This is a genomic window from Lysinibacillus sp. FSL K6-1151, assembly GCF_038630755.1.
In the GTDB taxonomy this organism is placed as follows: Bacteria; Bacillota; Bacilli; order Bacillales_A; family Planococcaceae; genus Lysinibacillus; species Lysinibacillus fusiformis_D.
The window spans coordinates 625,531-639,572 of the sequence record NZ_CP152040.1; the positions used below are offsets into that span (position 1 = coordinate 625,531).

Consider the following 14,042-nt stretch of genomic DNA (forward strand, 5'->3'; position numbering starts at 1 on the left):
TTCAATATTAATTGAAATTCATCATTTTTTCATGTTTATTGTGAAAAAACCTCAATGGCTAATTTCGCCGTTGCTGTTGCTTCATTTTGTAAGGGTATGATAGCCTGACGCATATTTTCTTGAACCGTCGTAAATGATTCAAGGATTGTGACGGCTTGTTCAAACAATGTCACACCGTTCCAATCATCTGCTTCGACATGACCAATAACTGGTTGACTGACAATGTCAGCAAACGCATCGATTTTTGGATCGTACGAGATGGCGATAAAAGGAGTCGCATAGATTGCAGAAAAAATGAGAGAATGTAGTCGCATCCCAATTAATAATTGAGATTGTCCAATTACTGCGATTTTCTCCTCTATGGATAAATCGGCTGGCGCAATCAAACTTTTCTCCTTCATTAGTGCAGCTACTTCCTGTGATGTTTTTAAATCATGCTCACCATGCATAGGTAAGAAGACAATTTGCTCACCTTGACGTACTAATTCGTCTAGGCTATGCGCAATTTTTTCTTTGTACGCTATGGCGGATGGCCAGTCACGCACACTTACAGAGATATAGCTATCTGCTGATAATGTGACACTTTCGAGCCATTCACTATGAAAGTCACTACCGTTAAGTCCCATAACGGGGTCTGGCACAAGCTTAGCCTCTTTTCGTACACCAATCTCTGTTAGAAGAGCTTGAGAGGCTTTATCTCGGACTGTAATTTGCTCTACCTTATTAAAGACAGAGCGAACAATGAATTTACTTAGAGAGTGATTAATCGGGCCCATGCCTTGGGCGTAAACAAATACTGGTTTTTTCAACCATTTTGCTATTTGGATAACGCCCGCATAGTAAGGAATGGTTTTCATTCCTGTTTGATCCTGCATAAGGCTACCGCCACCGCTGATAAGTCCATCTGCCCTTTTAAGCAATTGGCGTATTTCTTTCATTTTCCAACGATTCACGGCTTTGACACCGTATGTTTGCTCAGTAGCTGCTGGATTATTGGATAATACCGTGATTTCTATATCATGCTGCCACTTTTTTAGAGAGTGGATAATGGACAGCAGGATGGCATCATCGCCAACATTATCAAATCCATAATAGCCAGATAAAACAACGTGCATTATGACCACCTCGCGATTGCCTTAGAAACCCAACGATAACCAATTTTGAAGATGAGGATAAACACTAATCCTACTACAAGGCCAAGAGATACGCTGTATAGTGTACGCAAGACAGAAACAGCTACTGGAATGTGTAGGTGGGTAAATGTATTGACGATGGATAGGAATCCGATAACACCTGGTACAAGTAGGATACTACCCCATTTGCGATTAATCCCCATTACATATAACGCTAAAATAAAGAATGGGAAACCAATTAAAAATTCCTTCGTCCTTGGTCGAACATACAATGTATTTTCGAGCCATTGTCTAAAGGCTAATTCCATATCACTGACAGAGCCAGAGTTACCTGTACGGCTAATGTAAAATAAACCGATACCTGCGACAACCACTAGTAATAGCACATGCCAATATTTTAGTTCTTTGTTTAACAATGTGACGGTATTCGATAAAGATTTTTTGATGTTTTGCTCAGCTAGTCGGTTGATCTCAATTACAGTAAATAATAATACACCCATAATTGGAATGAGATAAACAAGCTTAACCCCTTTAAATACGGCAAATCCTGTCATAAAGGCATTACCATTTAATAAGCCAATGACAATGATAATCCCAATAAGGCTAATGGCTACGGCCTTCACATATTGCACCAAGATTTTAGACATTTTCGTAGAGCCTTGCGCTGATTTGATGACTGCATAGGTTGGTGCAAGGACTGCAATAATTAGTGCAAATGCTTGTAAGAATAGAGTACTTTTTAGAATAAAGTACGCAATAGCTAGTAACGCCATAAAGCCAGCTGCCGCTATACGAAGAGGCACCCATTTTACTAACTCTGAAACGATAAAGATAAATAAAATACCTGCTAATAATACGGTTGCTGTGACCCATGCTGGAACGGCAACTTTATCAAATAGCTTTGGTTCACCTGGTTGGAAATGATCGGGCATTGTCTCATGAACACCATTTAAGTATTCAATCGTGTCTTCTATATTATCTTTGGCATTGCCTGTTGTTTTAATATGATAGAAGATGGAGCGAATATTACGCTCTTTGACAGCTCGTGTTGTACGGTCAATACTTGCATTTAACTTTAATTTTGTTTCTCTGTTGACATTGATACTATGCAAACGAATCATATGATAATCCGTCATTTGAGCGATTTTACTTTCGCCTTTGAGCGGGTTGCTTTCAATTGTGTAGAAGTAATAGCCAGCATCACTTAATTTTTCAACTAATTGATTGCCATCTTCTTGTCCAAATCCAATGGCTTCATCGCCTTGGCCAAGCAAACGACCAGCAGAAGCATCTTTTAACGCTAGTAATTGATTTACTATTTTTTCATTAGCTACTTCATTATCTGCATTTTCCACTTTAAAGATGTGGGCTAGTTCATGCTTACTAATCATATCAATCGCAGGCTGATCGTAGCCAATTGGTGTTTTTAAATCAAAATTGTGGTTAGAAGCAGGGAGGAAATAAAAAGCTTCTTCTCCTATTTGTACTTCCTCTGGTTCCATGCTTTCCATGATAAGCTTCTGATAGCTTTCATTTTCAGGCACTCGAATATAATAGCCACCCTTAGTGATATCAATAGCATCTTTATAAGGTGTAAATAATAATTGCGCTGCTAATTCGCTTTCTTTATAAACCGTAATTAAGTTTTGTTTTTCCATTTCCTTTAATGTTAAAGGCTCTAGACTTACCGTATTCAGTCCAGCATCCTTTAAGGAGGAAAGAATTTCATCCATTGTTAAATCGCTATTTTTTTCTGCGGTTTGTATTTCATGATAGGGAATGACAATTTCATAAGCATTATTCGATTGCTCTGCATTCCACCTCATCATCATACCTGTGGAGGAAACGATGAGTAAAAGAACAATGATTCCCCAAAGCCATTTCTGTTTCGACATAAGTGTCCTACCTCTCTTAATTATGAAAATCTTTTTCCGATAACAGGGATTTTCTTTAAATCTTGTTTATGGATTGCTTTCATCACCCATAGAAGAAGGAAATAAAGAGCTCCTCCCACTATGATTGCAACAGTTAGATAACCCATCGCCAACATTCGAGACCAATGTGTAAAATCAAGCCAAAGCGTTGGTAAACCAACGGCTGCCCCCATTACAATGGAAGACACAATCATTTTTACCGTATCTTTTCCAAGAACAGTGAAGCGAATCATACGATAAATAAAGACAGAATTCACAATAAATAACACTAAGTACACCAACAACGTTGCATATGCAGCACCATCTAAACCGAATTCTTGAATAAAGAAGATGTTCGCAAACACCTTAAGGACAACTCCACTCAAAATAATGATGGCTCCTGTTTTGGCAGCATTCATGCCCTGTAAAATACCTGTTCCAAGTAGTGTCAGGGATGTAAAGACGGAGCTAAGGTTAATGATGGCTAACATTAAGCTTCCCTCTAAGTCTTTGAAAAGAGCTAGATTTAAAGGCAAGGTTAAGGCTAGCAGCCCGATAGCAGCTGGCCAAGAAATAAGATGTGTCATACGATGTGTTCGTTCAATAATACTGCGTGTTTCATTCAATTTACGTTCTGCTAGCTTCGTTGTAATCAGCGGCACAAGTGGTAAGATAATTGAAGAAGCGAAAACCGTTGTGATTTGAACTAATGTCAGTCCTCGACCATAAATCCCGTAAAGGAAGCTAATCTCACTTGCATCTGCTCCAGCATTTCTTAAGCCATATGTGACCGTGAAGGAGTCAACGAAATTAAAAAGTGCCATTGTTACAGAACCAATTGCAATGGGTATGGAGATTTTTAAAATGGTTTTACTGTATGTGGAAAAATCCTTACTAGAATATTTCTCCTTGCTCGTCACTTTTACCGAAGAACGGAAATATTTAAAGAGTAAATAGAAAAGTGATCCAAGTGCACCTAATACAGAACCTGCCATAATACCACCAGCTACGATATCATTGGAATAATCCATCGCAACTAAGAAATACGCAACAATTAAAATTAAAGCGACACGTACTAATTGCTCAATCACTTGTGAGATGGCAGTAGGTCGCATATCCCCAAAGCCTTGGAAAAATCCTCGATAGACAGCCATATAGGGAGCAACGAGTAGTGTTAGGGCTACAATGATTAATGCAATCTCCGTTGAAGGGCCACCAAGTGCATTCGCTATCTGCTCTGAAAAGCCGTAAATGATTGTAAAACTAATGACGCCAAAGGATAATGCAAGGATTCTTGCAGTCACATAAATTTTCTTAATTTTGGCAGTATCCATACTCGTCCTAGCTTCCGCAATCAGCTTAGAAATAGCGATAGGGATACCAGCAACGGATAAATACAGTGCCACCATATAGACAGGATAAACAAGACTAAAGATACCGAGTACTTCATCACCAGCAATATTTTGCAGAGGTATACGGAAAATACTACCGATTACTTTAGAAAGTAATGTTGCAATTGTTAAGATAAGCGTACTTTTGACAAAGGTTGACTGACTCATTTTGTTTTGCCCTGACCTTTAAGCTTTAATGCAAAAACCTTTAAAGCAAAGCGAGGGAGAACGAGCATTCTGCCAAAACGACTTGGCTGACGCAGCACTCGGTAGAGCCACTCCAAGTTTAACTTTTGCCAAATGACTGGTGCACGCTTTACAGTGCCAGCGATCACATCGAAGGAACCACCTACACCGATAAATACACCCTTTGAAAACTTATCCAGATTTTCTGTAATCCATTTTTCCTGTCTTGGAACACCTAATGCTACAAACACGAGATCAGGCTGTAATGTCGCGATTTCATTTGCAAAATCATTATTATTCCAGTCGAAGTAACCATCATGATAACCAACGACATCAACATTCGGGTAGTTTTTATGAATATTCGCAACCGTCTTTTCGATTGTTTCTTTTTGTGCACCTAATAAATAAATTTTAAAATGCTTCTGCTGACCTACTTCCAGCAGCTGTACCATCGTATCATAGCCTGTTACACGTTCTGGCAGTGATTCACCAAGGATTTGTGCAGCTTTAACGACACCAATGCCATCCGCACAAATGTAGGTCGCCTGCTGTAAATAATTCATTACAGTGGCATTTTCATTTGCCTGCATAACAACTTCTGGATTGGCTGTTACAACGAAAGTCTTTTCTTGCTGTTCAATACGATGAACGAGTAAATCAACAAACCCTTGCTGATTAATATGTAAAAAGGGTACGCCCATAATTGTTACATGCCTCATATAGTGTTCAAACCTTTCTGTAATTCCTTTTTCACTGCAATCTATCATACCATAAAAGCAATATTGACAGGAAGTTTTCGTATAGGGGTTTAGTCGTTATGGAAGAGGGTATATCTCAGACAAGGGAATGAAAGCGGAAAGGGATGTCGATAGTCATAGTCGAGTAACGCCTATTACTTAGCATGATCGATGAAACAGCTGAATAAGCATAAAATTGTACTAAATTCTAGGAGAATTTTTTCATAATCCTAACATATAATTTTGAGTTTCTTCTATTATATAGCGATCAAATAGTAGGACAAAAATGAACAATAAAAAGAGTGCGCAGCAATGTCGCACTCTTTTTTAGATAATCGCAATCGAATCATTTTTTTACAATATAATCACCATGCACCCAGCCTGTTTTGCCGTTGTAGATTACCTGATACCAAGCACCATTTTTTATGAACTCACCTTTGTCATCGACTTCACCAATAATAAAGCCATTCGGTTTCACTGTTCCTAAAATAGCGCTTGTAGTGGAAGGTTCACTTCTGACATTGAGGGTGATATTCATGTTAACAATCTGTAGACCATTTTCAAGCATGACATAATCATCAAATACCCAGCCTTCTTGTCCATTAACACTTACTTTGAACCAGCCACCATTTTCGCCAAGGACTTTAAAGGATGTATCCTTTGGTAAATTCGTAATGATTGAAGCATTATCAGTTGTAGTCGGGTATGTTCTCATATTGAGATTAATCGTAGCCTTGCCTGTTGCTCCAGCTAAACCTAAATCCAACGCATATTGCTTCGTTGGGCTTGGTAATGATGGCGCGGAAGACTGACTTTGATAAGCAGGTACATCAAACACCAAATTAGTTGTTGTATGAGCACCAATTAATTCGTAGATGTCATAAATCTTTTTCGCCTGAATGACTGCCCACATCACATGCGTAGCATATTGGTGAACGGTTGGATTTTCAGGATTCCAACGCATTTTATACAATGTGTCTTGCCCCTTGCTAATATACTGATCCTTTACAAATTGAGCACCACCAATAATAGCATCCTCAACAGTAAACCAACCATTTGCATAGGCACGCTCAGCACCATACTTATTAGCATCTGCATCAATAGCACCAATACCATAAGCATTGTAAGTTTTCTTAATCGCTGTTAATTTTTCACGATTTTCTGCGGTCACCATCATCGGTTTACCATTAGTATCTAAACCAACCTCGATACCTTTAATGAGTGAAGAGCCACCATTGGCTGTTTCATGTAAGGCATGGGACACCAAATAAATGGCATTGACATTGTTATCGACACCCGCCTTTATAAAGGCATCAGCTGTATTCGCTAAGCTTCCTTTATTCGCAAGTACCTTATCATTCAGTTCCTTTGCACTAAGGTTATTCACCACAGTAGATAATTTTAAAAATTGATAATAAGATGGGCTATCCTGCATAAAGCTTTTTGGGTGCACATAGTATGACACTAGTGCCTCGCTAGCCGTGAAAATGCCTGCACCATCGACCTTTGGATTATTCTTCGCCTGATTACGTACCACCGTTGAGTAATCGTGTGAGTAGTTCGTCGTAGTGTATTGCTTACCACCTGTTTCAGGTGTTTCCAAATGGATTAAACGATAGAGCACAGTAGCTGCCTCGGCACGAGTTGTTTGGGCAAGAGGTGCAAATTGATTATTAGGCTTCCCGACAAGTAGTCCTGTCGTGACGACAGCTTGTACATCTGCATAGGCCCATTTGGCAATACGAGCATTATCACTAAACGTAATAGGGGAGGAAGTTGTGTTGATGTTTTGATAATGGAGAGCCCTTTTTAACATAGCCGCCATTTCCTGACGGTTAATATGATCATTCGGGTTAAACTTACCTTGTTCATCACCTTTAATCAGTCCGTGATAGCTTGCCTGTTCGATGACCCCATAATACCAGTCGCCCTTCTTAACATCTGAGAAGGTTGCATTACTAGAAGCAGCTGGTAGATTAAGTGTTCTAACTAGAAATGCAGCAAACTCAGCACGAGTAACAGCATCATTCGGACGATAATTGCCGAATTCATCACCTTTCATTAAATCGTTGGTAATAAGATAGTTCATTTCATGGTAGGCCCAGTGCTTCGAAAGATCTTCTGCTGAAGCGGAAGTAGGCGCCAGATATAACATTCCAGCAAGCACTGCCCCGTAAAGAGGAAATTTACGTTTCATTTTTTAAGCTCCCTTCAATAGCTGATGATGTTCTATCAAACTATCAAAAGTGTAGCATAAAAATAGCCAATCTATCATTACAACATGAGGACAGATAGAGACTGCTTTTCATTAATATAGTAGAAACTCTTGAAAAGTCTGGATTTTACAGAAAAGTACAAACAGTATTACTGTAGCTTTACAAATATTACTAAATTATTACGGGAGTCTTTAATTTTTGACAATTTAGTAACCATTCTAGAAAACACTTGGTTATTAAGGAGAGTCAGGTATAATAGGTAACGGAACTATATGTTACCAATCCAAATAAGGGGATAAATAGATGGGAGATTTCCTACTGCTATAAAATACCACACTAGGTATGGTAAAAAAATCTTCTATAACTAAATTTATGTCCCAGTGCTTGAATTATGGAAAAAAGAGTGTTATATTATTGTAGAAAGTGAATAAGCTTACTAGAATGGTATTCTACTACTCTTTTTCTAGTAACTTTACTAAGAAAATTTGCTTTAGTTTTGAATTATTCAGGAAAGCTATAATACATAAATTTAGGCAACTAATTATGGTGGTACTATAGTTTTCATTGGAATAATATCAATTTTTAGGAATATTAGGGAGGAATACAAATAATGGCAAAGCAAAACAAAGGCCGTAAGTTTTTCGCGGCATCTGCAACAGCTGCATTAGTTGCATCAGCAATCGTTCCTGTAGCATCTGCAGCACAATTAAATGATTTCGATAAAGTTTCAGGGTACGCTAAAGAGGCAGTTCAAGCTTTAGTTGACAGTGGTGTAATTCAAGGAGATGCTAACGGCAACTTCAACCCAACTAGCACAATCACTCGTGCACAAGCTGCAACAATCTTCGCAAATGCTCTAGAATTAGAAGCTGAAGGTTCTGTAGACTTCAAAGACGTAAAAGCTGACGCTTGGTACTACGATGCAATCGCTGCAACTGTAGAATACGGAATCTTTGAAGGTGTAAGCGCAACTGAATTTGCTCCTAACAAACAATTAACTCGTTCAGAAGCAGCTAAAATTCTTGTTGAAGCTTTCGAATTAGAAGGTGAAGCAGATCTAGGTCAATTCGCTGACTCTTCAACTGTTAAACCATGGGCTAAATCTTACCTTGAAATCGCAGTAGCAAACGGCGTTATCAAAGGTTCTGAAGCAAACGGTAAAACAAACTTAAACCCAAATGCTGCAATTACTCGCCAAGACTTCGCAGTTGTATTCTCACGTACACTTGATACTGTAGATGCAACTCCAAAAGTTGACAAAATCGAAGTAGTTGACGCTAAAACTTTAAACGTTACTTTAACTGATGGTACTAAAGAAACTGTTACTTTAGAAAAAGCTCTAGAGCCTAACAAAGAAACAGAAGTTACTTTCAAAATCAAAGACGTTGAGTACACAGCTAAAGTTACTTATGTTGTAACTACAGCTACTGCAGTTAAATCTGTATCTGCAACTAACCTTAAAGAAGTAGTAGTTGAATTTGATGGTAAAGTTGATAAAGAAACAGCAACTGAAAAAGCAAACTACTCTTTAAAATCAGGTAAAGTAATTAAATCAGTTAAACTTTTAGACGATGAGAAAACAGTTGTACTTACATTAGAAGATAGACTAAACAACAATAAAGTTGATGCAGTTAGCGTTTCTAATGTAAAAGCTGGAACTTTAACTATTACAGCTAAAAATGTAGAATTCAAAGCAGTTGATAACGAAATTCCAACTGTTAAAGAAGTAAAATCTTTAGGAACAAAAGCTCTTAAAGTTGTATTCTCAGAACCAGTTGATGATGTAAAACAAGGAAACTTCACTTTAGACGGTAAAGCTTTCTACGGTAAAGTTACTGTTACTGGAAATGAGGTTGTATTAACTCCTTACAGCACATCAGCATTAGCAGTTGGTACTCATTCATTACAAGTTTCTCAAATTAAAGACTTTGCAGGATTCACTTCTCTTACATCTACAACTGAATTTACTGTAGTGGAAGATAAAGATGCTCCAACAGTAACTGAATCAAGTGCTACTCTTGAAACACTTACTTTAACATTCTCAGAAGATGTTGATCCAGACTCTGTTTCAGCTTCTAAAGTATTCTGGAAATCAGGTTCTGATAAAAAAGCTGCTAAATCTGTAGAGCGTGTTGAAGGCAATAAATATAAATATACTTTTGAAGGAGTAAACACTCTTCCAACTGGATCTGTAACAGTTTATGTTGAAGGAGTAAAAGATTACTCTGGTAATACAATTGCTGCGGATACAAAAGTAGTTGTTTCTCCACAAGTTGATCAAACTCGTCCAGAAGTTAAGAAAGTAGAAGTTAAAGATTCGACAACTTTAGTTGTGACTTTCTCGAAAACATTAGGTTCTTCAGCTGGAAACAAAAACAACTATACTGTTCTTGATAAAGACGGAAAAGTAATTTCTGTTAAAGAAGCAGTATTATCTAATGATAAAAAATCTGTAACAGTAAAGCTATATAAAGAGTTATCAGATGGTAAAAACACATTAGAAGTTAAGAATGTAAAAGATAATACAAAATTAGAGAATACAATGTTAGATTATAAAGAAGTTATTGAAAATGCTGACAGAGTAGCTCCTACAATTGATTCAAAATCATGGAACACTTCTGAAAGACGAGTAGTTATTAAATTCTCTGAAAAAATGGATGTTGAAACATTATCTAACTACTCTAACTATCTTGTAGATATTAATGGACAATTACGTTCATTAAACAGCGATATTGCTAATATCGATGTATTACATGATGGAACTACTGTTGCTATTACATTCTCTGAAAAAATTGCTAATGAAACTGTTGAATTCGGGAACACTTCAATCGCAGGTAAAGCAATTATCAAACAATTACGAGTTCTTTCAGTTAAAGACGTTGCAGGTAATGTATTAAAAGAATTTACTGATAATAAAAATGGTAACCATATTGATTTCACTAAAGATAATTCAAGTTTAGCACTTGGTGAATATAAAACAATTGGTAGTACGAAATACTCTGCAGCATTAGTTGACAGAAAAACTGTTGAAATCAAATTTAATGCTGGAATCGAAGATGTAAAAGCTGGCGGAATTACTTTAGCAGCAGGTAGCACAAATACAATTTCTTCAATTGAAGCAAATGGTTCTTCAACTGTTAAAGTGAAATTTGATAAAGAAATTAATGCTGACGCTTCTAATTTCGAATTAGATGTTAATTTTGCTAAATTAGTTACTTTAGCTGGTGATTCATTTACTGGTACTGATGTAATCAAAGCAACTACAAATCTATTAGATAAAGTTGCTCCTGAAGTAGATGGAGAAGCTAATTATGTTACAGATCAAGTGAATAAAACAATACTTGTTCCATTCACTGAGACAGTTACACTAAATGGGGCTACTCCTGAGCTAGCTGCAAATGATTTTAAAGTTGTACGTTATGCTGATAGAAAAGAACTAACTGCAGGTTCTGATTATACTGCACAAATTTCTGGTGATGGCAAAGGTGTTTTAATTACAATTAAAGCAGTAGATACTACAGTAGGTGGTTCTGTTTACTTAGTTGATGTAAAAGAAAATGCTAAATATATTTCTGATACGTCTGCTGCTAAAAACTTCATTGCTGCTGAATCAACTCGTGAATCGAATAACAAACTTGATTTTGGTAATAGTATTACAGCAACAGTAACTGGTAACTATAAAACAGCTGGAGATGCTGCTAAGATTGAAGCTGGTGAGAATTTAGTATTTACGTTCACTTCTGAAGTCGATCCTTCTGTTATTGCCGGTCTTACAGGTGATTTTGCAGCTGTATTCGCACCAGAAGCTACACCTGCAGCAGCTGACGGATTTACTGTAGCTGATTCTACGGATGCTACAGGAAAAACAGTTATTACTGTAACAGCTGAAGCTAATTTTGCAGGTGCTACTATTGCAACTTTCAATACAGACGGAACAATTACTATTTCTAAAGCTAATCTTAAAGATAAAGCTACAGGAAATATTCCTGCAAACGATTTAGTAATTGATTTCAAGTAATAATTTTAATAAAGGAATGTGACTAGCATTTCTTAATAGAAAGGTTTTGTAGAGAGTTACTCTCTACAGAACCTTTTTCTATTTCTAAAATTCATTATTATATGATGAGTTTTATAGAATCCTTCAACCATATGTTGATGAACTATATCCACCATAAATTTTTGAAGAATATATGGAAGGTATCGAGTTAGACATTCCTACTGAAACTATAGAAAAGTTAAAAACTTTATATGAAGATGCTCAAAAAGCAGAAAATGATGAGAATATGGAGCTGTCTGAAAAGTTATGGGATCAATTCCATGATACTTTTAGTCAATTCTTTAAGCCAATCACATTTGAAGAATTCATGTCTGATTATGAATTCGAAGTTAGTGGAGCTGATAAAAAGCAATTAAAACAGTTCTATGAAGAAGCCGTGGCTTTTGATAACGAAAATGATATTGAAAAGGCTACTGAAAAATGGGGAACATTTTATAAAATTCTAGCCCCTTATTTTGCTGCAAGTAAAGAAGTTCTAATCTCGGCTTCTAAACTAACAATAAGCAGCAAAGTTTACCTTTCAAAATAAGTAATAAATCTACGAGTAAATTAAATTATTTGTAAATTTTTCAATCTTAATTTTTGAATATATTCCATAAATTTGTATTTTTAGGTTCTTTACAATAATTACTTTGTATTTGTCAAAGTGTTTTGGGGAAGATTTCTAGGATACTATATGGTTGTAGTATGGATAGATAGTGGTAGGAGATGTAGATAATCGCAATAGACGTGATCTAATTGCAAATAACCGCGGAGCTTGTTTGTAGCATGATAGACATTGTTTTCTAAATGCTATAAGTTCTAGGTCGTAGTTTTTTACTATATCCTCTCGAAGGTACTCTTCACGGCAATTTAACGTTTCTTTCTTCTCTAAAAATTTCTTCAAAATAAGCCTCCTTTTGTCTCGTGAAATTGGCGTACAGACTAAGTAGTGTTATAGTCGCTTTAATCTTATTAAACGGAAGTTATTATAAGTAAATAATATTAATTTTTTATATATATTCCAAATATTTACTATTCATTTAGATATGTAGGAAATCTCAATGTATGTATAATAATAGAATATATATAATGTTATTCAAATGAAATTATAACTTTGTTCCTATTTCCCAAAATGTTATATTATAATCTTAGGAGGGATTATATGCCAAAAATATTTATTACAAGCAAAGGGAATAGTGGGGTAATATACGACGCCGAGGATTTTAGAGGGATTGGCTGTATATTAGGTGTTTTTGCTGTATTAACAGTTGCTTTAGGAATAATAGGTACAATTATAGATGCTGTAGCAAACTTTATGATTAATTTGTATGAAACTTTGGGAGAATCCCTTAAACCAGTGTATGAGTTTATGATTATGAAAATATTAGTTTTACCTTCTACTTTTGATATCTTCTTTGATATTCTTTCTGAGAATCATTTTACTAAAGCACTTATTTTTAGTGTATTAATTCTAATTTACATATTTTCACTTCACATTGTATGGAATAAAAGCGAACTACTAAATGTTTACTGTATTGCTAATATATTTATCCTTGCTATAAGGGTCGTTTTCTCTTTATTATTTGCTTTAATTGCTTTTGCAGCAGATGAGACTGAACAAATACATACTAATTCTTTTATTCAAACTGATTTCAAGTTACATATACTTGAAAATGAAAATAACATTAGATATAACACTCATATTTTTACGGATAAAGAAGTTAACGAAGGAAATGCATTTCCGGACGCAAATTCTGAAAAACAATATAAAGAGGTATTTTGGGTAGCTTTTGGTGAAAATAAGGAACAGATTGGTGTTCATTCTAAATTCTATACTAATTTTGTAATTCGTGGTCTCTCTATGAATTCTATAGATAAGGTGGATCGATACCAAACGACTTTATCTTACTCACCTACGATGAATGGTTATGCATACACAAACCAAACACCATTTACTATTAGTTTTGTTGGAGATGGTGAAATATTAAAAACTTATACACTCTCAAAAGATAACAATGTAATTAAAGTTGATATCCCGATTGATGTAAAAAGGACATTTGGAGTAATTATAGAAGGTGACGTAACGGATTACTCAATTGTCACATTACTAGGATCAAAATTTATAAATGAGTTGAACAGGTAACTTATATAAAAAAACTTTATTTGTACAGTAAGCCACTAATGCGTTTAAAAAGCATCTGATGAAAAGTGGACTCTTTCAAACCTCAAAATGCATATTATGGAAGATAACCCTGAATACATATAAAAAAATATAATAATCGTCGTATTAAATATGTATAATTTCCGTTTTTAGGTAATTGAAAAAATAAAAAAAGTAGTTAATTTTTCTTTGGAATAGATTAGCTACTTTTATTTTTAACTTACATTTAAAGTGGATTGTTCTTTTTGGATAGCCTTAATAGACTC

8 protein-coding genes are annotated in these 14,042 nt (G+C 35.7%); 3 read left to right on the plus strand and 5 right to left on the minus strand.

From position 1 onward, the window contains the following. Positions 1–35: 35 nt before the first annotated feature. The 5 genes from csaB to MHI04_RS02960 all read right to left on the minus strand — a co-directional run bounded on the left by csaB (position 36) and on the right by MHI04_RS02960 (position 7,557). The gene (gene csaB, locus MHI04_RS02940; RefSeq protein WP_036124317.1) at positions 36–1,115 is read right to left on the minus strand and encodes a polysaccharide pyruvyl transferase CsaB; all 1,080 of its coding nucleotides are present in this window, start codon (positions 1,113–1,115) and stop codon (positions 36–38) included. Next, entirely contained in the window at positions 1,115–3,028 is a 1,914-nt protein-coding gene (locus MHI04_RS02945; RefSeq protein WP_089932974.1) for a DUF5693 family protein, read from the minus strand. Before MHI04_RS02945 ends, csaB begins: the two co-directional genes overlap by 1 nt. Positions 3,029–3,048: 20 nt before the next feature. Then, on the minus strand, positions 3,049–4,605 hold the full coding sequence (locus MHI04_RS02950) for a polysaccharide biosynthesis protein (protein WP_036124311.1): 1,557 nt from the start codon (positions 4,603–4,605) through the stop codon (positions 3,049–3,051). Continuing rightward, positions 4,602–5,342: a WecB/TagA/CpsF family glycosyltransferase gene (locus MHI04_RS02955; RefSeq protein WP_342535329.1), complete on the minus strand. Its 741-nt coding sequence runs from the start codon at positions 5,340–5,342 to the stop codon at positions 4,602–4,604. Before MHI04_RS02955 ends, MHI04_RS02950 begins: the two co-directional genes overlap by 4 nt. A 364-nt stretch (positions 5,343–5,706) precedes the next feature. Further along, a complete protein-coding gene (locus tag MHI04_RS02960) occupies positions 5,707–7,557 on the minus strand; it encodes an S-layer homology domain-containing protein (protein ID WP_342535330.1) in 1,851 nt (616 codons plus the stop codon). 629 nt (positions 7,558–8,186) lie between these two features. Between MHI04_RS02960 and MHI04_RS02965 the strand changes: the two genes are divergently transcribed. From MHI04_RS02965 to MHI04_RS02975, 3 genes are all read left to right on the plus strand, one after another. Then, entirely contained in the window at positions 8,187–11,594 is a 3,408-nt protein-coding gene (locus tag MHI04_RS02965; protein WP_342535331.1) for an S-layer homology domain-containing protein, read from the plus strand. A gap of 172 nt (positions 11,595–11,766) precedes the next feature. Continuing rightward, a complete protein-coding gene (locus MHI04_RS02970; RefSeq protein ID WP_340809930.1) occupies positions 11,767–12,162 on the plus strand; it encodes a hypothetical protein in 396 nt (131 codons plus the stop codon). A gap of 615 nt (positions 12,163–12,777) precedes the next feature. Continuing rightward, the gene (locus tag MHI04_RS02975; protein ID WP_340809931.1) at positions 12,778–13,758 is read left to right on the plus strand and encodes a hypothetical protein; all 981 of its coding nucleotides are present in this window, start codon (positions 12,778–12,780) and stop codon (positions 13,756–13,758) included. The last annotated feature ends 284 nt before the right edge of the window (positions 13,759–14,042 follow it).